Raw genomic sequence first — 20,398 nt, 5'->3', positions numbered from 1 at the left:
GCTCCCCACCTCACCCAACCCTCTCCGCCCCGGGGCGGAGAGGGCTCGAGGCGCGGCGCGGCCGATTCCCCTCCGCCCGCTCGCGGGGGGAGGGGAATGGGGAGGTGGGTCTCTCCGACGGCGCCGGACGGTACGCGGCCGCGGCTCAGGACGAGCAGCTGACTTCGATATGCCGGGCTTCGGGCGGCGGTTCGTCCGCGTAGGCTTCGTGCTCCGGCTGCTCGTCGTATGGCCGGCGCAGGATCGTCAGCAGGCGCTCGATTTGCCCGGCGCTGCCGCGTTCGGCGTCCTCGATCGCGCGTTGCGCCAGATGGTTGCGCAGCACGTATTTCGGATTGACCGCATTCATGCGCGCCGCGCGCGCGGCATCGTCGTCGCTGCCTTCGGCGCGCAGCCGCGCGCGATAGTCGGGCAGCCAGGCATCGAGGGCCTCGACGGCGAGCAGGCGGTCGCGCAGCGCGCGCGCGTCGCCGCCGTCGGCCGACGCGACCTGCGCGAGCAGGCGGAAACTGCGCGTGAAATCCGCGCGGCCCCGGTGCAGCAGCGTCAGGAAGCGATTGATCAGCTCGGCGTCGCCCTCGCGCGCTTCGCGCAGGCCGATCTTGGCGCGCCACAGCGCCGTCACGCGCTCGCTGTAGGCCGGGCCGTAGCGTTCGAGCAGATGCTCGGCGATCTTCACCGCCTCGTTCTCGTCCTCGTGCAGCAGCGGCAGCGTGGCCTGCAGCAGGCGCGAGCAGTTCCACAAGCCGATGCCCGGCTGGCGGTCGTAGGCGTAGCGTCCGCCGTCGTCGCTGTGATTGCAGATGTGGTGCGCGTCGAAGGCGTCGATGAAGCCGTAGGGGCCGTAGTCGAGCGTCAGGCCGAGGATCGACATGTTGTCGGTGTTCATCACGCCGTGACAGAAGCCGACGCTCTGCCACTGCGCCATCAGCCGCGCCGTGCGCTCGATGACCTCGCCGAGCCAGCGCGCATGGCGGTCGGCGGCGCCGCGCAGATGCGGGAAGTGCTCGTCGATGACGTGATCGGCGAGCGGCGCCAGACGCTGATGCTGGTCGCGGTAGTAGAAAACCTCGAAGTGGCCGAAGCGGATGTGCGAGGGCGCCACGCGGCAGATGACGGCGGCACGCTCGATCGTTTCGCGGCGTACCGGATCGTCGCCGGCGACGAGGCTCAGGGCGCGTGTCGTCGGGATGCCGAGATGGTGCAGGGCCTCGCCGGCGAGGTATTCGCGCACGCTGGAACGCAGCACGGCGCGGCCGTCGGCGAAGCGCGAGAACGGCGTCTGCCCGGCGCCCTTGAGTTGCAGATCCCAGGACTCGCCGCGCGCGTTGCGCACCTGTCCGAGCAGGATCGCGCGGCCGTCGCCGAGTTGCGGCACGTAGGTGCCGAACTGATGACCGGCGTACAGCGTGGCGATCGGCGCCATGCCCGGCAGCAGGGCGTTGCCGGCGAAGACCTCGGTGAACGTCGCGGTCGCGAATGCCGCCGGGTCGAGATCGAGCAGCGCGGCGACGTCCGCGTTCGCGTGCAGCAGCCGCGGCCTGCTCAGCGGCGCCGGCCTGACCTGCGCGGCATAGCCGCCGCCGAGCGCGGCGAGACGATTGTCGAAAGCGAGTTCGGTGAGCGGCAGCGGCACGTCGGGCATGGTCGAGGCGATGGAGCGCCACTGTAGCGGACGCCGGGCGTCGTCGCGCTGAACGGCGTCGGCGATCTGCTATAACAGCGCCACACCGTAGCGGAGGGAACCGGCATGCGCTTCGACAATATGGGGCTGTGGGGCTTTCTCGTTCTGGTCGCCGACATCTGGGCGATCGTCAGCGTCGTGCAGAGCAGCCTGTCGACCGGCAAGAAGGTGCTGTGGATCCTGCTGATCCTGTTCCTGCCGGTGCTCGGCTTCATCATCTGGCTGCTGGTCGGTCCGCGCGGACGCTAGCGCCTCATCCGCACAGCTGTTCGCGCAGCGTCTGCGCGGCGACGTAGGGCGGCGGTTTGCGTCCGTGCATCGCCTGCACGCGCGCGACGAGCGCCGCGTTCAGCGGCGCCCTCAGGCCATGCGCCTGCGCCAGGCGCGCGATCTCGCCGTTGAGCGTGTCGGCCTCGGTCGGCCGGCCCTGTTCGACGTCGGCGACCATCGAGGGATAGGCGCCGTCGCCGAGGCCGTTGCGCAGACGCGCGAAGTGCCAGGGCAGCTGGGTGTTGCCGGCCAGCATCGCGCGATAGAGGCGATAGGGCAGCGGCAGCGGCAAGTCATAGGGAGTGCGCGTCGCGTCGAGAATGCCGACCGCCTCGTCGAGCACGGCGACATAGACGTCGCGCAGCGCGCGCTGCGTGAGCAGATCGCGGAAGGTCGCGTGCGTCAGCGCGCAGATCGCGTTGGCGAGATTGATCAGCAGCTTGCCCCAGGCCGCCGCCTCGCCATGGCCGCTGCGCACGCGCACGCCGGGCGCGGCGAAGGCGCGCCGCAGGCGGCGGTCGTCGCTGCCGATCACGAGCTGCGCGCTCGTCGTCAGCTCGGTATGCAGCGGACCGAGCCGCTGCGCGTTGAACATCACCGTCATCGGCACCACGCGCGTCTGCGGCAGGCGCTCGCGCAGGCGGCGCAGCGCCGACAGGCCGTTGAGCGCGGAGACGACCGTGCACGAGGGCGGCGGCGCGGGCAGCGCGTCGATCGCGGCGTCGAGCTGCGCATGCTTGACGGCGACGAGAAGGTAGTCGACGCCATCGAGATCGCGGTCCTCGCGCAGCGCCGGCCGCGGCACCACGAGCGCGCCACGCCGCCGTTCGACGCGCAGCGTGTCGATCGCCGCGAAGGCGGCGCGATCCCTGGCGCGCACCTGCAGGCTCACCGGTTCGCGGCCGGCGGCGACGGCCAGCGCCGCCAGCGTGGTGCCGACCGCGCCGGCGCCGATGATGCGGATCATGTCGTGCTCCTCCTCCTGTGCTGCGCTACCCTTGCATGCGCGATGCGTCGCGACAACGGGGGAGCGCGAGGAGATGACGGTCTGCATGGCCTGCCAGGCGGGCAATCCGCCGGAGGCGCGCTTCTGCAACCAGTGCGGACAGCGCCTCGATGCCGGCGCCGCGCCGCGCGCCGTGGACGGCGACTACACGCCGCGCCACCTGCGCGAGGGCGCACTGCGCGCCGCCTCGGCGATCAGCGGCGAGCGCAAGCGCGTGACCGTGCTGTTCGCCGACATCAAGGGCTCGACGCGGCTCGCCGCCGAGGCCGGGGCGGAGCTCTGGCACGAAGTGCTCGACCGCTTTTTCGGCCTGCTCGGCGCCGCCGTGCACGGCCACGACGGCACCATCAACCAGTACACCGGCGACGGCATCATGGCCTTGTTCGGCGCGCCGCTCGCGCTGGAGGATCACGCGCGCTGCGCCGCGCTCGCCGCGCTGGCGATGCAGCGGTCGGTGCGCGCCTACGCCGACGAGCTGCGCCTGCGCCACGGGCTCAACCTGTCGATGCGCGTCGGCCTCAACAGCGGCGAGGTCGTGGTCGGCCGCATCGGCGACGATCTGCGCCGCGACTACACCGCGCAGGGCGCCACGGTCAGCCTCGCGGCGCGGCTCGAGAATCTCTGCGAGCCGGGCCGCGTCTACGTCTCGCAATCCTGCGCGCAGCAGCTCGACGGCTACTTTCGCCTGCGTGCGCTCGGCCGCGCACGCCTGGCCGGCTTCGACGACCAACAGGAACTCTTCGAGCTCGAAGGCGCCGGCACGCAGCGCGAGCGCCTGCAGCGCAGCCTGGCGCGCAGCGGCTCGCCTTTCCTCGGCCGCGACGCCGAACTGCAGCGCCTGCAGGACGCCCTGCAGCGGCTGCAGCAGGGGCAGGGCGGCGTGCTCAGCGTGGTCGGCGAGGCGGGGCTCGGCAAATCGCGGCTCTGCCACGAGTTCGTCGCGCTGTGCGCGCGCGAAGGCATCGCCGTGCATCGCTGCAGTGGCGTGCCTTACGGCCGCCGCGTGCCGTTGCTGCCGGTGCGCGAGCTGCTGCGCAGCCGCCTCGGCGTGCCGGCGGAGGCGAACGACGCCGCCGCGCGGCAATGGATCGCCGGCGCGGTGATGCTGCAGCAGCGCGAGGCGGTGGCGATGCTGCCGCAGCTGTTCGAATTCCTCGGCATCGCCGAGAGCGGCGCGCCGCCGGCCGCCGAAGCGCCGGGCGACGCGCAGGCGCAGCAGCTCGACCGGCTCGCCGCCTATCTCTGCCAGGGGCCGGCGGTGCTGCTGGTCGAGGACCTGCATTTCCTCGATCCGGCTAGCGAGGCTTTCGTCGCGCGCCTCGCCGGCATGGCGGCGCGCGCGCCTTGCCTGCTGCTGCTGAATCATCGTCCGGAATACGCGGGCGAGGCGCTGCGCGGCGCGCACGCGCAGATCCTGCGCCTGCGGCCGCTCGACGACGCGCACCTGCTCGATCTGGCGCGCACGCTGCTCGGCGCCGATGCCGCGCTGGAGCCGGTCGCGGCGCAGCTGGTGCGACGCGCCGCCGGGCATCCGTACTTCGTCGAGGAGGCGGTGCTGGCGCTCGCCGACGGCGGCTGGCTCGCCGGCGCGCCGCGCGCCTGGCGGCTGGCGCGCGCGATCGACGAATGGCCGCTGCCCGACAGTGTGCAGGCCCTGCTCGCGGCGCGTATCGACCGCCTGCCGGACGCGCCGCGCCAGCTGCTGCAGGTCGCCGCCGTGATCGGCCAGCAGTTCGACGGCGAGCTGCTCGAAGCCGGCAGCGGCCTGGCGGCGGCCGAGATCGACGCGCGGCTCGCGGCGCTGGAAACCGCCGGCCTCGTCGCGCGCGAAGGCTCGGGCTGGCGCTTCGCGCATCCGCTGCTGCAGGAAGTCGCCTACGGCGGCCAGCTCGAATCGCGTCGCCGCGCCGTGCACGCGGCGCTGGCGCAGCGGCTCGCCGGGCATCACGGCACGCAGGCCACGCCGCGCGAGCTGGCGCTGCGCGTCGCGCACCACTGGCGCGGCGCCGGCGATCACGCCCAGGCCGGCCTCTGGGGCCTGGTGGCGGCGCGCTGGGCGGTGATGCGCAACTTCCTCGCCGCCGCCGACCAGTGCCGCGCGGCGATTGCCGATCTGCAGCGCGCCGGCACGGCGCCGCCGCTCGCGCTGGCCGCGGCGCAGGCGCGCGCGATGCTGATCCGGCTCGCGCAATTCACGCCGGTCGGCGACGAGGAAGTGGAACGCGCATACGCCGAGGCGCGGCTGCTGGCGCCGGCCGATGACGTGGCGGCGCACGTCGAGCTGCTGATGTCCTACGGCAGCCTTCACCTGTCGCGCGGCGAGGTCGATGTCGCGGCGAACCTGCACGAGCAGGCCCTGACGCGCGCGCTCGACGGCGGCGCGCTGCAGGTCGTCAACCGTTTCCGGCTGTCGTATCTGATGTCGTTCAATGCCGCCGGCCGCCTGCGCGAGGTGCTCGACTGGCTCGACGCCGCCGGCGGCGACTGGCGCACGCGGGCGGTCGATGCCGAGAACCACATGTCGCGCGCCTACTACGGCCTCATGCTCGGCTGCATGGGCCGGCTCGAGGAAGGAGAGCGCCATCTGCGCGACGCGATGCGGGTCGCCGCGCGGGAGCACGGCGCGCCGGCCAGCTGGATGTACACCTTTCTCGTCGATCTGGCGCTGTTCAGCGGCGACTACGCCCCGGCGCTCGCCGCCGCCGAATCCGCCGTGCAGCGCGCCGAGGACACCGGCAGCGCCTTCCTGCGCGCGGTCGCGCTGCGCGCGCTGGGTCTCGCGCTCGGCCTCAACGGTCGCTACGACGAGGCGCTCGACGCCTTGCGCGAGGTGCTGCCGATGGTCGCGCCCGGCGGCCCGGCGCATCTCTACGAGGCCAATCTGCTGGCGACGCTGGCGCTGGTCGAGGAGGAGGCCGGCCACGTCGAGGAGGCCGAGCGCATCGCCGACGCCGCGCGCGACAGCGCGCGGCGCTCCGGTTCGCGGCTCTGGGAGATTCTCGCCACGCTGGTCTGGCTGCGTCTGCCGGCAAGGCCGGCGCGCGGTGCGGCGGCCGCGGCGGCGATGGCGCGCGTCGAGGAATTGCTGGCCCTGACCGGCGCCGAGGGCTTCCGCCCCTGGCTGCTGCTGGCCCGCGCGCAGTGGAGCGGAGACGGCGAGATCGCACTGCGCGGGCATGCGCAGGCGCGCGAAGCGTTCACCGCGATCGGCGCGCACGCCTACGCCGCCAAGCTTTGCGGCGCGCCCGGCGCCGGCATGCTGCACTGAGCGAGCGGCCCGGCCGGCGTGCCCCGTGCGGGTGGCGCGGCGGCCGTCGTGCGGCGGACCGACAATGCGAGAATGGCGCGCGGCGCCACGGATGCCGCCGGGCCAGGGGAGGCCGTATGCACGTAGTCGTCCGCTGTCAGGAAGTCGCGCGGCGCGCGGGTCGTGCGCTGCTCGCGCTCTCGCTGTGCGGCCTCGCCGCCACGGCGGCGCATGCCGCCGCGGCGCCGGCCGGCGCGAGCGCCGTGCTCGAATGCATGCGCGCCAACGTGCCGAAGACGCTCACCGTGCGCGACATCCAGCTCAGCGCCAGCGATCGCAAGGGCAGCACACGCACCCTGCAGGGACGCATCTACGCGAGCCGCGAGGACGACAAGCTGCGCGCGATGATCCGCATCGCCGCGCCGGCCGATCTCGCCGGCGCCGCCTATCTCCTGCGCGAGCGCGAGAGCGGCGACGAGATGTACGTCTACATGCCGGCGCTGCAGAAGGTGCGGCGCATCAGCGGCGCCGCGATCGACGGCTCGCTGTGGGGCACCGATCTTTCCTATGCCGACGTCAAGCAGCTGACGAACGCGTTCTCCGGCGCGCAGCCGAAGCTCGATCGCGACGAGACCGTCGCCGGCCGCGCCATGCACGTGCTGAGCGTGGCGCCGACGGTCGCCGCGGCGCGCTTCGATCGCGTGCGCGCCTGGGTCGATGCCAGGACCTGCATGGCGCTGCGCGTCGATTTCGAACAGGCCGGCGTGGCGCAGAAACGCCTGACGATCGAGCCCGGGGACCTGCAGCAGAGCGGCAGCTACTGGTATGCGACGCAGATCCTCGTCAGTGATCTCAAGCAGGGCTCGAAGACCACGGTGAAGGTCACCGGCATCACGCCCGACAAGGAACTCGCCGACCGCCTGTTCGGACCGGCGACGTTCTATCTGGGGAACTAAGGCGTGCAGCGAGCCGCCGGCCGTCGTGTGCGCAGTGCGGCAGCTCTGGGGTATATGGCCGCGGGAGCGAGGCTCGTCCGTCGTCCGCATCAGTGTGCATCGCGCGCAGCCCCACCTCACCCAACCCTCTCCGCCCCAAGGCGGAGAGGGCTTTGGGCGCGAACCCCGCTTCCCCTCCGCCCGCTTGCGGGGGGGAGGGGTCAGGGGAGGTGGGTGTGGGCGTCCGGCGCCGCGGGTGTTTGCGCGCATCGGTGCGCGAGATGGTCGGTTGCGCCAGCGCAGATCGCGCGCAGTCCCCGCCTCACCCAAGCCTCTCCGTCCCGGGGCGGAGAGGCCCGGGATGCGAATCGAGTTCCCCTCCGCCCGCCGGCGGGGGGGGGGGTCAGGGGGGGTGGGGGCCGGCGTCCGGCGCCGCGGGTGTTTGCGCGCATCGGTGCGCGAGATGGTCGGTTGCGCCAGCGCGCATCGCGCACAGTCCCCGCCTCACCCAAGCCTCTCCGCCCCGGGGCGGAGAGGCCCGGGAAGCGAATCGAGTTCCCCTCCGCCCGCCGGCGGGGGGAGGGGTCAGGGGAGGTGGGTGCGGGCGTCCGGCGCCGCGGGTGTCTGTTCGCGGGGGCTGCGATGACTGAATCCTGCGGTCTCAGGTCGACGTAAGGGCGTCCCGCCATGCAAAGACTCGTGCTGCGCATCGCCACGCGCCCCTTGCTGGTGATCATGCTGTGCCTGCTGATCAGCGCGGCGGCGCTGCTGGCGGTGTTCGATCCGCTGGGCGTTCGCCTGCGGACCGAGATCGACCCTTCGATCGAGCGCCTGCTGCCGAGCCAGGACAGCAGCCGGGCGCTGTACGAGCGCGTGCGCGAACAGTTCGGCGCGGGCGATGCGGTGATCGTCGCCGTGCAGCTCGATGATCTGTTCACGCCGGCCGGCATGGCGCGCGTCGAGCAGCTGCAGGCGCGCTACGCGGCGCTGCCCGGCGTCAGCGCCGTGCTGTCGCTGGCGACGGCGCCGGCGCTCTACACGAGCGAGGACGATCTCGATCTTTCCACCTTCACGCAGCAGGCGCGCGCGCATCCGGAGCGCATCGCCGGCTTCCGGCAACGCATCGCCGACAATCCGCTGTACCGCAACACACTGGTTTCCGCCGACGGCCGCAAGGCGGCTTTCGCGATCCTCGCCGACGGCGTCAGCGAGCGGCAGTTCCTGCACGACGATTACCCGGCGCTGATTCGCGCGGCGACGCGCGCGGTGGCCGGCGACGCGCCGGTCGCCATCACCGGCACGCAGGTCGGCCGCGCGGCGACGGCGCGCGCGCTCATCGACAGCCTCAAGTTCACCGTGCCGGCGGTGTTCGCGATCATCCTCGTGCTGCTGCTGCTCGCTTTCCGCAGCTGGCGCGCCACGCTGGCGGCGGCGGCCACCGTGGGCCTCGCGCTGCTGTGGACGCTGGCCAGCGCCGTGCTGCTCGACATGCCGTTCAACCTGGTCACGGCGATCGTGCCGGCGCTGGTGGTGACGCTGGGCCTGTCGTACACGATCTATCTGCTCTCCGCCTTCCACGACGCGCTGACGCGGCCGTGGCTGGAGAACGACCGCACCGCGCGCACGCGCTGGGTGCTCAACCGCGCCGGTCTCGGTCTGCTGCTGTCGGCCGCCACGACCTCGGCGAGCTTCCTTTCGCTGCTGACCAACGATCTGCCGGCGATCCGCCACTTCGCCGTGCTCGCCAGCCTCGGCTCCGTCTACGCGACCCTGCTGTCGCTGAGCTTCCTACCTTCGCTGCTGGCGCTGACCGGCTGCGCGCGGCGCCGCCAGGTGCCGCCTTCGCAGGGCATGCTCGCCGCGCTGGCCGTGCGGCTCGCCGCCTTCGACCAGAAATACCGGCGCTGGATCATCTTCGGCGCGCTGGTGCTGATCCCGCTCGATGCGCTGTTCGCGCTGCGCATCCATGCCGGCGCCGAGTTCAGCAAGAGCTTCCCGGCGTCCTCGGAGGTGCGCCGCGACTACGAGGCGATCAACCGCGACTTCGACGGCGCCAATCTGCTGTCGATCTACATCGACACGCACGTCAACGACGCGCTCACCGATCCGGCCACGGTCGGCCAGCTCGACGCGCTGCAGGAATGGCTGCGCGCGCAGCCGGAGGTCGGCGCCGTCGTCTCCTATGTCGATCACCTCAAGCTGCTGAACCGCGGCTTCGGCGGCGACGACGGCGCGCCGCTGCATATTCCCGAGAGCGCGGCGGCGATCAAGCAGCTGCTGGTGTTCGGCGGCGGCGACGCCATCCGCCGCGTCGTCGATCCGCGCTTCCGCTCGGCGCTGATCCAGCTGCGCATCAAGGTCGACGGCTCGCGCCAGGTCGACGCGCTCGTGCAGCGCATCGACCATCGGCTCGCGGCGATGCCGCCGCCGCTCAACGGTGTCGTCACCGGAAGCCCGCTGCTGGCGACGCGCACCGTGCAGGAGATCGCCGCCGGGCAGTTCCTGTCGATCGCCATCGCCACGCTGGCGATCTGGGCGCTGCTGTCGTTCATGTTCACCTCGATCCGCGCCGGCCTGCTCGCGCTGCTGCCGACCGTCGTGCCGGTGGCGATCTACTTCGGCACGCTCGGCCTGCTCGGCATCGACCTGTCGCCGACGACCTGTCTGATCGCCTGCATCGTCATCGGCATCGCCGTCGACGACACCATCCAGTTCCTCGCGCGCTTCAATGCCGATGCGCGCGCCGGCGCCGCCGAAGCGCCGGCAGTGACCAGCGCCCTGAGCGCCGTGCTGCGTCCCGTCACGCTGAGCACGGTGGCCCTGTGCTCGGGCTTCCTGGTGTTCGCCGGCAGCGCGCTGGAGACGCAGGTGCAGTTCGGCCTGCTTTCGGCGTTCACGCTGTTCCTGGCCTGGATCATGAACATCACGCTGACGCCGGCGCTCGGCAGCAAGCTGCGCATCGTCACCATGTGGGACATCCTGCGCCTCGACCTCGGCGAATCGCCGCAGTACACGATTCCGCTGCTGTCCGGTCTCTCGCTGCGGCAGGCGCGCGTGTTCGCGCTGCTGTCGAGCCTGGAGAAGCATCCGGCCGGCACGCGCCTGATCCGCGAGGGCGATCTGGCGCGCGACATCTACGTCGTCGTCGATGGCCAGCTGGAGGTCTGGGTCGAGCGTCACGGCGAGCACAAGCGCCTGTCGACGCTGACGCGCGGCGCGGTGATCGGCGAGGCTGGCTACTTCGGGCAGCGCCGCACCGCCAATGTCGACACCCTGAGCGCCGTGCGCGTGCTGCGCTTCGATTCGCAGGATCTCGAACGCCTGCGTCTGCGCTATCCGCGCATCGCCGCGCTGGTGCTGCGCAACCTCAACCGCATCCAGGCCGAGCGGCTGGCGCGCGCGACGGCGATGCTGCAATAGCGCGGCCGGTCATCGCCAGGACCCCGGCGCCGCCGCTAGGCTTCATCCCATGAAAGCGGCAGGCGCCCGGCGCGCCGGCATGCGAGGATTTGGTTTTTCCGAGGAGAGAGGTTCATGAGTCTCAAGGGCAAGACACTGTTCATCACCGGCGGTTCGCGCGGCATCGGTCTCGCCATCGCCGTGCGCGCCGCGCAGGACGGCGCCAACGTGGTCGTCGCCGCCAAGACCGGCGAGCCGCACGCCAAGCTGCCGGGCACGATCTACAGCGCGGCCGAGGACATCGAGAAGGCGGGCGGTCGTGCGCTGCCGATCCTCTGCGACCTGCGCGACGAGGCCCAGCTCGCCGCCGCCGTCGAGAAGACCGTCGCCACCTTCGGCGGCATCGACATTCTCGTCAACAATGCCAGCGCCATCTCGCTGACCGGCACGCTGCAGACGGACATGAAGAAGTACGACCTCATGAACGGCATCAACGCGCGCGGCACCTACATGGCCGGGCGTTACTGCATCCCGCACCTGAGGAAGGCGAGCAACCCGCACATCCTCACGCTGTCGCCGCCGCTCGACATGCAGGCCAAGTGGTTCGCGCCGCACGTCGCCTACTCGATCGCCAAGTACGGCATGAGCCTGTGCACGCTCGGCTGGGCGCAGGAGTTCAGGAAGGACGGCATCGCCGTCAACTCGCTGTGGCCGCGCACCGCGATCGCCACGGCAGCGATCCAGATGGTCGGCGGCGAGACGGTGATGAAGGTGTCGCGCAAGCCGGAGATCATGGCCGACGCCGCCTACGTCATCCTCAACAAGCCGGCGCGCGAATTCACCGGCAATTTCTGCATCGACGACATCGTCCTGCACGGAAGCGGCGTGCGCGATTTCTCGCAGTACGCCGCCGTGCCCGGCACGCCGGAATCGCAGCTCGCGCCGGATTTCTTCCTGCCGGACGACCTGCCGAAGCTGAGCTGAGCGGAAAGCGGAAGCGAACCACGGAGTTCACAGATTCCACGGAAGCGACAAAGCCGAGGTGCGGTTTCCGCTTCGTCTTTTCATCTGTGCATTCTGTGTAATCTGTGGTTTCCGCTTTTCCATGCTTGAAAAGTCCATGTCCCGCTGGCGCCCGCCGTCCGAAAAATCCTCGCCGTACATCACCGCCGAAGGCCACGCGCGCCTGAAAGCCGAGTTCGAGCAGCTCTGGCGCCTGCGCCGGCCCGAAGTCGTGCGCGCGCTGTCCGCCGCCGCCGCCGAGGGCGATCGCAGCGAGAACGCCGAATACCAGTACCGCAAGAAGGAACTGCGCGAGATCGACGCGCGCCTCAAATACCTGACCCTGCGGCTCGAGGACGTGAAGGTCGTCGAGATCAAGGCCAGCGGCGAGGGCAAGGTCTTCTTCGGCGCCTGGGTCGAACTTGCCGACCAGGAGGGCGAAACGCGCCGCTACCGCATCGTCGGCGCCGACGAGACCGATTCGGGCCGCGGCTGGATCAGCGTCGATTCGCCGGTCGCCCGCGCCCTGCTCGGCAAGACGGAAGGCGAGCTCGTGAAAGTGCGCCTGCCGGCGGGCGAGACGGAGTTCGAGATTGTCGAAGTGAGCTATGCGGCCGAGAGCTGAAGATGCACGGCTCTGCGCCTGCGGCGCGGGTGCCGGCTGATGCCGAGGACGGCGAGCGCGAGCGAAGATGTGAATGCATGGGCGGCTCCGGCGAGCGTCGGTCCGAATGCAACGCAGCCCACGTGCCTCTCAGTCGTGCTCGCGATCCCTGCCGTGTCCCTTGCCGGGACCGCCGTGGTCGTCGCCTCTTGTTCATGTGCGATCCCTCCGCTGGCGAGCCAATCTAGCACTCGGCGGGAGGGGCGGCGGCATCGCGGCGCAGGACGCGGCGCTATTTCTCCCAGAGCGGCGGCGGATCCGGCAGCTGCGCCGGCACGTCGTTGACCGGCACCGCCTCCATCCGCTGCTGGTTGGCGCCGATCTTGGCGGCGATCCACTCGCGCAGCTTGCGGCGGTTGTCGGCGATCACCGGCTGCTCCGGCGCCAGGCGGGCGGCGCGGTCGAGCAGCTGCAGCGCGGCGTAGACGTCGCCGCTGCGCGCGCGCGCGGCGGCGAGGTTGTTGAGCTGCACCGGATCGAAGGGATTGTCGCCGAGCGTGCTTTCCAGCGTGGACACGGCGGTGTCGACCTGGCCGTTCTGCAGCAGCGACTGCAGCTGCGCGGCGTTCGGCGCGCCCTGCGCCGACGCGACGGCCGGCAGCAGCACGGCGGCGAGCAGGGCGATGCGGGATGCGAGACGCGACGGGTTCATGGCAACGGTCCCCTGAAGACGTTGGGCACGGCGGGCTCGAGCGGCTGCATCTGCACGCCGGAGAAATACCAGCGCAGATAGCCCATCAGCACCATTTCCTCGTAGTCGCGCGCGTTGTCGACGCCGAGCGTGCCGCCGAGCGAGAGGCGGTCGGAGAGGCGGTACTGCACGGCGCCGCCGATGCGGTAGGCGAGGCCGCTGTTGTCGTGCGAGGGGTAGTAGGCGCTGGTCAGGCCGGCGTCCTGGTAGCGCGTCGCCTCCTGCACGATGAGCTGGTTCAGCAGGTCCTGCAGGTTCGCGTTGTTGGGGAACAGCGCATTGCCGTCCTCGCGGAAACTCTGCACGCCGAGCGCCAGATCGGCGCGGTAGCTGAGCGCGCCGTAGGTGCCGGTGAAGGCCACCGGCAGGGTGATCGCGCCGAAGAACTGCGGGCTGAAGTAGCCGCCGTGACCGAAGCTGAAATAGCGCAGGTTCTTGTCGTAGGCGAAGGTGGTCAGATTGAGGCCGACCGTCAGCGTCTGCGCGCCGCGCTGGTAGGCGCGCACGAAGATGCCGCCGCCGAGATCGAACTCGGTGTTCTCGTCGACGTTGCGGCCGGTAAGGCTGTAGTACGCGCCGTTGCCGTAGAGGCCGAAGCTGCCGAAGTCGTAGGCGAGATCGACGCGGCCGCCGGTGCGCGTGATGCCGCCCCATTCATGGCCGGTCGATTCGTCGTGCGTGCCGGCGTAGGACAGCAGGCTGTCGGTGACGGCGCGCCGCGAGACATCGATCTTCAGGCTCAGTGCGTCGAAGCTCGGCGTCCACTGAATGCCGCCGACCAGGTTCTCGATGTCGAAGCCGAGCGGCGTGGTGCCGATGTCGGCGCTGACATCGGCGAGCTGCCAGGCGGCGCCGAGCGCGAGGCCGCCGTCGGACTGGTCGATCGGCGGCAGGTCGTCGAGATCCTGGTTCTGGCCGAGGTTGAGCGCCAGCGAGCCGAACTTCACCAGCTGGCGCTGGCCGGACACGGTGCCGGCGTCGAGATAGGCGGGACGGATGCGCAGCGCGACGCGGCCGCCGCGCCACTCGGTGCTTGCCCAGTCGATCGGCGTTTCCAGATCGTAGAGCCGGCCGAGGCCCGATTCACCGTTGCGCGCGCGGCTCTCGAAGCCGCCGAGCGCCCAGCCGCTGACTTCGCCGGCGAGGCGCTCCATGGGCTGCACCTGCGCGGCGGAGAACGGCGCGACCCATTGCGAATCGCTGGCCGGCACGCGCATGCGGCGCTCGAACTGCAGGGCCAGCGGCGCGCCGTAGCGCGGGCTCGACGCCGAAGCGCCGCCGCCGTCGCCGAGCCGCGAATCGAGCCGGTAGCCACGGTAGCGATCGTCCGTCGCCGGCGGTGCGACGGCCGGCGGCGTGGCGCGCGGCGCCGGCAGCGTCGGCGAGGCGGGCAGCACGGCTTCGCTGCCGGCATCCGGCGCGCGCGGCAGCAGCGGGCCGACCGGCACGTCCTCGCCGCGCAGCATGTCGCGCATCGGGTCGGGCAGCAGCGTGCCGCTGCCGGTCGCCGGATCGATCAGGGTCAGGTCCGGCGGCGCGGCGCCGTAGGCATCCTGCTGCCTGGCCAGCAGCTCTGCCTCGCGGTAATGGCCGAGTGCCTCGGCCTGGCGGCCGCGCAGCTCGGCGAGACGGCCGGCGGCGCGCTGCGCGGCGACCGGATCGTCGCCGCGCTTGAAGGCGAGGTCGATTCAGCGCGCCGCGCTGTCGCGATCCTTCGCCGCGAGCGCGGCGTCGATGCTGGCGAACAGCACGTCGTCGCTCGGCTCCGGCCCCGTGCCGGACGGGTTCATCATCGAGCGCGCGATCGCCAGCGACTTGTCCGGCTCGCCAGCCGAGGCGAACAGGCGCGACAGCGCCATCTGCACGCGCGGCTGCTGCGGATAGCGCGCGACCACTTCGCGCAGCTGCTTGTAGGCGCCGGCGAAGTCGCCGCGCTCGCGGGCGCGGTCGGCGAGCTTGATGCGATAGCCGACGATCAGGTCTTCCAGCGTCGTCGCCTGCTGCGGTGTCATGCCGCCGCGCTGGATGAGGGTCGTGCTGACGGCTTCGAACTCGGCGTCCTGGTCGAGCTGCAGCAGCAGCGCGGCGTACTGGATGCGATCGCCGACCGCCGGCTCGCCGCGCTTGGCGAAGCTGCGGCGCATGACGGCGACGGCGCGCGCCGGATCGCCGAGCGCCGACCAGCCCTGCGCGAGCGCGCTGGCCAGCGCCGGATCGTTGCCGGCGGCGTCGACGGCGGCGCCGAGCCATTCGGCGGCGTGGCTGGCGTCGCCCTGCTTGGCGGCCTGCGTGGCACGCTGCACCTGGTAGCGCACCCAGGCCTCGCGCTGCAGCGTGCGCGCGTCGGCGCCGCGATCGGCCGGCGGCACGTTCTCCAGCGCCAGCAGCGTTTCGTACCAGCGCTGCGATTCGGCGTAGGCGTAAGCCTGCGCGAGACGCGCCTGCGCGGTGTCGGCGGATGCGTCGACCATCGCGTTGAGCAGGGATTCGGCTTCGGCGTCGCGGCCCATGCGGCGGTAGAGGCGCGCCAGATCGAGACGGATCCACGGCGACTCCGGCGCCGCGACCAGCGCCTCGCGCAGCTTCTGCTCGGCCTCGGCGTTGCGGCCGGCCTGCACCAGCGTCGCCGCCTGCTGGCGCGCGATCTCGGCCTGCGCGGTGCGGAATTCGGCGCGCGAGCTTTCCGGCGCGCCGGCGAGCAGGCGGTTGGCCTCGTCGCTGCGCCCGCTGCGGATGAGGATGCCGGCGAGGCCGCCGACCAGTTCCGGCTGGTTCGCCTGCGTCTTCAGCGCCGTGCGCAGCAGCTGTTCGGCCTGCGTGCTTTTGTGGTTGGCGACCAGCGCGTCGGCGTAGGCGCGGGTCACCGAAGCCGGCGCGCCGCCCGGCGGCGGCGCGGCCAAGGCGGCGGCGTATTCGCTTTCGGCGCGGCGCGTGTCGGCCGCCGCCGCGGCGCGCTCGCCGCTGCGCACGTGGTTCCAGAAATTCGCGGTGCGGCGCGCTTCGCGATAACGCGCTTCGAGACCGGGCTTGGCGCGGATCGCCGTGTCGAACAGGCTGCTGGCGTCGCCGAAGCGCTGCTGGCGCAGGCGCACGAGGCCGAGGCCGGCGCGCGCGTCGGCGGCGTTGGCGCCGTTGCCGCCGATCAGGCGCTCGAAGCCGGCCTCGGCGGCGTCGAGTTCGTCGTCGTTGAGATGGCCGAAGGCGCGCGACAGCTCGGCATCCGCGGTCTGGCTCGCCTGCGCGGCGGCGGCGCCGGCGCGCGCGTCCTTCAGCGCCGCCAGCTTCTGTGCGATCTCGGCGTCGTTGCCGGCGGTCGCCAGGTAGGTTTCGTACAGCGGCTGGTCGGCGGGCGTCGCCTGCAGCCAGATCAGCGCCTGGCGCCAGGCGCGCCGCGCGTCGGCGCCGTACTTGGCGTCGGCCGACAGGCCGCGCAGGCGTTCGATGGCGTCGCGACGCGTGCTGGCGCGGTAGCTGAGCACGCGCGCGTAGGTGAGCGCATAGCGCGCGTCGCCGGCATTGCGCTGCGCCAGCGTGGCGAGCGCCTCGCGCGCCTCGCCGTAGCGGCTCTCGATGCCGGCCATGGTCTCGTAATACTCGAGCGCGCCGAGATCGTCCGGCGGCGTCTTGCCGCCGAACACCTGCTCGTAGGCGCCGATCGCGTCGGCGGCCTTGCCCTGCTGCGCCAGCAGGCGCGCGCGCGCCAGCGTGGCGGCGCGGCCGCCGCCCTGCAGCTCGGACTGCGCCTGCTTGATCTGCGGCGAATCCGGCGCCACCGCGCGCAGCTTGTCGAGATAGCGCTGCGCTTCGGCGGCATTGCCGTTCTGCTGTTCGAGGACGGCGAGACGGGCGAGCGCCTTGGCGTTGTCCGGATCGGCGGCGAGCACGCGCTTCCAGCTGTCGCGCGCCAGATCGGGCCGCTGCTTGGCGTCCCAGAATTCGGCCTGCTGCACGAGCTGGGCGACGGCGCCGTTCTGGGCGAGCGCGTGCGGCATCGGCAGGGCGCCGACCAGCAGGCCGGAGGCGAGGCCGAGTGCGACGCCGTAGCGCCGCGCCGCCTTCGGCCTGACGCGGGACGTCCCGTCGGATTTCATTGCCATGAAGGAATCACTCTGCCGTTGGCGTCGAAATGGTAGCGGCCGTCGACGTAGCCCTTGCCGAACAGCACCAGGACCTGGTCGTAGTAGCGCGCCGGCTTGCCGTACAGGCCGTCGACGCGCGTGCTCTCGACATGCTTGCGCATCGCTTCGTAATTCGTGGTGTCGGCGATCGAGCGCAGATAGGGCAGCAGGGCCGCGTAGAAGCCGGGCGGCGCGTCGCCGGAGATGCCGCTGTTGCCGGTCGACCATTTCTCGGGAATGCGCTCGAGCTCGGCGACCATGTCGCGATAGCCGCGCAGGGCGAGGCGCAGATCCGGGCCCTGCGCGCCCGCCGGTGCGATGCCGGCCCAGAGGTAGGTGCGGATGGCGTCATAGCTGCCGGTGCCGCCGCTGGCCGGGTCGACGACGATGCGGTCGGTGCGCCAGACCGTCCAGTCCGGCGCGCGGCCGAGCGGCGCGATCTGCGGCAGCAGCGCCACGTAGTCCTTGAGCAGGCGCAGCCACGGGCCGCGGCTGTCCTCGGCCTGCAGCGCGAGCAGCTGCGAGGGCACGTAGTAGCTCGGATTGAAGCGCACCGAGTTGTCATTGCCGATGAAGCCCTGCGGCCCCGGCAGCAGCAGATAAGGCCCGGCCGGAATCTGCACGACTTCCTGCGCGGCGATCCGCGCCAGCAGCGCGCGGCCGGTGTCGCGCCAGGCCGGCACCTTCCACAGACGCCCCGCCTCGATCAGCGTGTAGGCGATCCAGAGATCGGCGTCGCTCGCCGGGTTGGCGTCGATCACGCCCCAGCTGCCGTCGTCGCGCTGGCCCCAGTGCCAGGCCGGAAGGTTGTGGCGCAGATCGCCGCGCGCGAGGTTCTTTTCCGTCCAGTCGAGAATCTGCGCGAAGCGCTGGCGATCGCCCGCGACCAGCGCGAAGAACAGCGCGTAGGCCTGGCCTTCCGAGACCGTGCGCGCGTGATCGCTCCAGTCGATGACGCGGCCCTGCGCGTCGATGAAGGCGTCGTCGAAGGCGCGCCAGTCGGGCCAGGCCGTCGCCGCCGTCGCCGCGCCGCCGGCGGGCGCGAACAGCAGCGGCAGCAGGCAGGCCAGCCAGCGCATCGCTCGGATCATGCGTCCCTGCATCGACATCGCCTCGTCGTGGGCGCCATCGGCCTCGGCGCTCAGATCTTGTGTTCCAGACGCAGCTTCGCGCGGCGCCGCAGCAGCGTCTGCACGAGGATGCCGACGATGATGACAAGCAGTAGCGCGATTGGCCAGATCAGGTAGGGATGCAGCGCCAGCCAGCGCTGGATCGCGAACCACCACGGCAGATGGCCGACTTCGTAGTCGCTGCCGAGATCGTAGCCGCTGACCTTGCTGCCCTGGACCAGGGTCAGGCCACCACGCACGAACTGCACGTCGCCCGGATCGGTGAGCGCCAGCGCGGCGCTGCGCACGTCGCCGTTGCGGCCGGCGGTCAGCAGCACGACGCTGCGGCCCGACTTCAGCGGCGATTCGAAACCCTCGATCGCGGCGAAGCCCTGCGCGGCGTCGACGATCACGCGGCTGGCGTGTTCGCGCGCGGCGCTGACATCGCGGTCCTGCAGCCAGCGGTCGCTGAGTTCGGTGAACAGGCCCAGCGGCGCGAGTTCGACGCGCTCGCCGCTGAGGCGCAGCGGCATGCGCTGCGTCCACTCGTCGGGCAGGCCGAGCATGTCGAGGCGGCCGACCAGCAGCAGTTCGCGATCGGCGACGGCGTCGAGCGCGTCGGTCGTCGTCACCTCGATGCGCGTTGCCGCGTCGCGCGTCCAGCGGCCGATGTGGCCGGCGGCGATCAGCGCCGCCGACACGTCGGTCTCGGTCGGCGCCTGCGGCAGCACGATCGCCGTGTCGGCCAGATCGCCGTAGCGCGAGAACGGATAGGCGCCGTCGGCGAACTTCTGCAGCGCCGGCATCACCGCGAAGTGCGCGTAGCGGCGGATCTCCAGCGTCGAGGCCGGCTCGATCGAGCCCTGCAGGCTGGTGCTGTCGAAATCCTGGCAGGGCAGGTTGGTGTCACGGCGGAAGTGGTATTGCGCGTCGAGGCGGTTGTGCGCGCGCAGCGCATCGACCGGCAGCACCAGATCCAGCGTCGAGCTGTCCTCGACCTTGCGCTTGCCGGCGCTGCTGTGATCGAGCGCCACGCCGCCGACGAACTGGCCGTTGAGCAGGGCATTGAGCGAGGAATTGAAGGCCGACACCGGCGCCGCGCGGTACTTCAGATGCGCGCGCACGCTCTCCTTGCTGAGCGGGAAGAGATCGGGCGGCAGCGAGAATTCGAAGCCGATCGGTCCCGGCACCAGGCCGGTGACCGACAGCGGCGCGACGGCGCCGTCGGCGAGCATGAACGGCCGGTCCGCACGCACCCAGCGCGACGAGCTCCAGGCCTCGCGCGGCGGCGGCAGTTCGAGCGTGGAGACTTCGGCGCTCGGGCCCTGCAGCGTGAGCTTGCCGAGCGCGAGCGCCTGCGCGGCCTGCACCAGGCCGGCGCTGTCCGGCGCCGACAGCACCAGCAGCTGACTGCCCGGCGCGTTCGGATTGTCGATCACCGCCACGCCCGGCGTCTGCCGGCCGGCGAAGCGCTCGAAGCCCGGCAGCGCCGCCGCGCCGCTCACCAGCACCACGCCTTCGCCCGGCGGCAGCGCGTTGAACGACACCGGGAAATCGGCGCCGCGATAGTCGGCCTGCGTGCCGAACCAGGCGGCGACGATGGCGGCGGCCTTGAGCGTACCGGGATTGGCCGTGCCGGCGAACGCGAAGGGCAGGCGCAGGCGGCGCTCGTCACCGGCGTCGAACAGCGGCGCCGGCAGATTGGCGAGGTCGGGCGGCGGCGGCAGCGGCGACATCGTCAGATCGATACGGCTGCCGTTGTCGATGTCGGCCCACAGTGTGCTGTGCGCCGGATCCTCGCACTCGTTCGGCTTGGCGTAATGGGCGACGAGCTCGAAGCGGATCTGGTTGTGCGGCAGCAGCAGGCGCGGGTCGATGGCGATGCGCACACTGGCGCCCGAGGCGCTTTCCGCGGTCAGCGGCAGCGTGCGCAGCAGCTGGTCGTTGAGATAGACGCTGAGATGCGAGAGGTCGAAGCGCAGCGACGGCGAGTGCGCGTAGCGCAGTTCGAGGCTGGCGCCGGTGACGACCTGGTCGGCGCGCAGGTTGAGCGGAATCGAGGCCTGGCCGAACACCGTGCGCAGCTTCAGCGGATAGATCTGGCCGAGATCCTTGAGCGTCAGCGAGCGCGACGACTGCAGGAAGGCCATGTCGGTGCCGGCCGGCGGCGTCGCGGCCGGCGCCGCTTGCGCCGCGGCGTGGCCGCTGGCGACGGCGACGCCGATCAGCAGCGGCAGGAGGTTCTTCAAGGCAGGCATCGAGGTGCTCCGTCT

General features: G+C 71.7%; 13 protein-coding genes. 6 read left to right on the top strand and 7 right to left on the bottom strand.

Going from position 1 to position 20,398, the window contains the following annotated elements; all coding sequences use genetic code 11:
* Window positions 1-145: 145 nt before the first annotated feature.
* Window positions 146-1,645, bottom strand: a complete 1,500-nt coding sequence (locus tag K344_RS0115815; RefSeq protein ID WP_043114711.1) for a protein adenylyltransferase SelO — start codon at window positions 1,643-1,645, stop codon at window positions 146-148.
* A gap of 105 nt (window positions 1,646-1,750) precedes the next feature.
* On the opposite strand from K344_RS0115815, the gene K344_RS0115810 reads away from it, so the two are divergent.
* The gene (locus tag K344_RS0115810; protein WP_028081485.1) at window positions 1,751-1,933 is read left to right on the top strand and encodes a PLDc N-terminal domain-containing protein; all 183 of its coding nucleotides are present in this window, start codon (window positions 1,751-1,753) and stop codon (window positions 1,931-1,933) included.
* 4 nt (window positions 1,934-1,937) lie between these two features.
* On the opposite strand, the gene K344_RS23165 is transcribed toward K344_RS0115810, so the two are convergent.
* A complete protein-coding gene (locus K344_RS23165) occupies window positions 1,938-2,921 on the bottom strand; it encodes a ketopantoate reductase family protein (RefSeq protein ID WP_028081484.1) in 984 nt (327 codons plus the stop codon).
* Between the two features lie 73 nt (window positions 2,922-2,994).
* Here K344_RS23165 and K344_RS0115800 point away from each other — a divergent pair, with 73 nt between their 5' ends.
* The 5 genes from K344_RS0115800 (at window position 2,995) to greB (ending at window position 12,168) form a co-directional block, all read left to right on the top strand.
* The gene (locus K344_RS0115800) at window positions 2,995-6,228 is read left to right on the top strand and encodes an adenylate/guanylate cyclase domain-containing protein (RefSeq protein WP_028081483.1); all 3,234 of its coding nucleotides are present in this window, start codon (window positions 2,995-2,997) and stop codon (window positions 6,226-6,228) included.
* Window positions 6,229-6,344: 116 nt separating this feature from the next.
* Window positions 6,345-7,163, top strand: coding sequence for an outer membrane lipoprotein-sorting protein (locus K344_RS0115795; RefSeq protein WP_028081482.1), 819 nt, complete (start codon window positions 6,345-6,347; stop codon window positions 7,161-7,163).
* A 666-nt stretch (window positions 7,164-7,829) separates the two neighbouring features.
* The gene (locus tag K344_RS0115790; protein ID WP_245586243.1) at window positions 7,830-10,562 is read left to right on the top strand and encodes an MMPL family transporter; all 2,733 of its coding nucleotides are present in this window, start codon (window positions 7,830-7,832) and stop codon (window positions 10,560-10,562) included.
* A gap of 114 nt (window positions 10,563-10,676) precedes the next feature.
* The gene (locus K344_RS0115785) at window positions 10,677-11,525 is read left to right on the top strand and encodes an SDR family oxidoreductase (RefSeq protein ID WP_028081480.1); all 849 of its coding nucleotides are present in this window, start codon (window positions 10,677-10,679) and stop codon (window positions 11,523-11,525) included.
* A 136-nt stretch (window positions 11,526-11,661) separates the two neighbouring features.
* Window positions 11,662-12,168 carry a transcription elongation factor GreB gene (greB, locus tag K344_RS0115780; RefSeq protein WP_028081479.1) on the top strand — a complete coding sequence of 169 codons (507 nt, stop codon included), beginning with the start codon at window positions 11,662-11,664 and terminating at the stop codon, window positions 12,166-12,168.
* A 271-nt stretch (window positions 12,169-12,439) separates the two neighbouring features.
* On the opposite strand, the gene K344_RS0115775 is transcribed toward greB, so the two are convergent.
* The 5 genes from K344_RS0115775 to K344_RS0115755 form a co-directional block, all read right to left on the bottom strand.
* Complete coding sequence (locus K344_RS0115775; protein WP_028081478.1) at window positions 12,440-12,859, bottom strand: tetratricopeptide repeat protein; 420 nt, start codon at window positions 12,857-12,859, stop codon at window positions 12,440-12,442.
* Window positions 12,856-14,373 (bottom strand): cellulose synthase subunit BcsC-related outer membrane protein, encoded by a 1,518-nt coding sequence (locus K344_RS0115770; RefSeq protein WP_028081477.1) that lies wholly within the window; start codon window positions 14,371-14,373, stop codon window positions 12,856-12,858. Before K344_RS0115770 ends, K344_RS0115775 begins: the two co-directional genes overlap by 4 nt.
* A 213-nt stretch (window positions 14,374-14,586) precedes the next feature.
* Window positions 14,587-16,995 carry a tetratricopeptide repeat protein gene (locus K344_RS0115765; RefSeq protein WP_084197528.1) on the bottom strand — a complete coding sequence of 803 codons (2,409 nt, stop codon included), beginning with the start codon at window positions 16,993-16,995 and terminating at the stop codon, window positions 14,587-14,589.
* Window positions 16,986-18,107, bottom strand: a complete 1,122-nt coding sequence (gene bcsZ / locus K344_RS0115760) for a cellulose synthase complex periplasmic endoglucanase BcsZ (RefSeq protein ID WP_169729307.1) — start codon at window positions 18,105-18,107, stop codon at window positions 16,986-16,988. Before bcsZ ends, K344_RS0115765 begins: the two co-directional genes overlap by 10 nt.
* Before the next feature lie 50 nt (window positions 18,108-18,157).
* On the bottom strand, window positions 18,158-20,383 hold the full coding sequence (locus K344_RS0115755; protein WP_084197527.1) for a cellulose biosynthesis cyclic di-GMP-binding regulatory protein BcsB: 2,226 nt from the start codon (window positions 20,381-20,383) through the stop codon (window positions 18,158-18,160).
* Between the last annotated feature and the right edge of the window lie 15 nt (window positions 20,384-20,398).

The organism is Solimonas soli DSM 21787 (assembly GCF_000474945.1).
In the GTDB taxonomy this organism is placed as follows: Bacteria; Pseudomonadota; Gammaproteobacteria; order Nevskiales; family Nevskiaceae; genus Solimonas; species Solimonas soli.
This window is presented reverse-complemented; position numbering and strand designations above follow the sequence as displayed.

What these genes read in the sequence shown, in the direction of transcription:
- K344_RS0115790 (WP_245586243.1), top strand. Translation starts at nt 7,830, where the DNA reads ATGCAAAGACTCGTGCTGCGCATCGCCACGCGCCCCTTGCTGGTGATC.
- K344_RS0115785 (WP_028081480.1), top strand. Translation starts at nt 10,677, where the DNA reads ATGAGTCTCAAGGGCAAGACACTGTTCATCACCGGCGGTTCGCGCGGC.
- greB (WP_028081479.1), top strand. Translation starts at nt 11,662, where the DNA reads ATGTCCCGCTGGCGCCCGCCGTCCGAAAAATCCTCGCCGTACATCACC.
- K344_RS0115770 (WP_028081477.1), bottom strand. Translation starts at nt 14,373, where the DNA reads ATGCGCGACATGCTGCGCGGCGAGGACGTGCCGGTCGGCCCGCTGCTG.
- K344_RS23165 (WP_028081484.1), bottom strand. Translation starts at nt 2,921, where the DNA reads ATGATCCGCATCATCGGCGCCGGCGCGGTCGGCACCACGCTGGCGGCG.
- K344_RS0115775 (WP_028081478.1), bottom strand. Translation starts at nt 12,859, where the DNA reads ATGAACCCGTCGCGTCTCGCATCCCGCATCGCCCTGCTCGCCGCCGTG.
- K344_RS0115765 (WP_084197528.1), bottom strand. Translation starts at nt 16,995, where the DNA reads ATGGCAATGAAATCCGACGGGACGTCCCGCGTCAGGCCGAAGGCGGCG.
- K344_RS0115800 (WP_028081483.1), top strand. Translation starts at nt 2,995, where the DNA reads ATGACGGTCTGCATGGCCTGCCAGGCGGGCAATCCGCCGGAGGCGCGC.
- K344_RS0115755 (WP_084197527.1), bottom strand. Translation starts at nt 20,383, where the DNA reads ATGCCTGCCTTGAAGAACCTCCTGCCGCTGCTGATCGGCGTCGCCGTC.
- K344_RS0115810 (WP_028081485.1), top strand. Translation starts at nt 1,751, where the DNA reads ATGCGCTTCGACAATATGGGGCTGTGGGGCTTTCTCGTTCTGGTCGCC.
- bcsZ (WP_169729307.1), bottom strand. Translation starts at nt 18,107, where the DNA reads ATGATCCGAGCGATGCGCTGGCTGGCCTGCCTGCTGCCGCTGCTGTTC.
- K344_RS0115795 (WP_028081482.1), top strand. Translation starts at nt 6,345, where the DNA reads ATGCACGTAGTCGTCCGCTGTCAGGAAGTCGCGCGGCGCGCGGGTCGT.
- K344_RS0115815 (WP_043114711.1), bottom strand. Translation starts at nt 1,645, where the DNA reads ATGCCCGACGTGCCGCTGCCGCTCACCGAACTCGCTTTCGACAATCGT.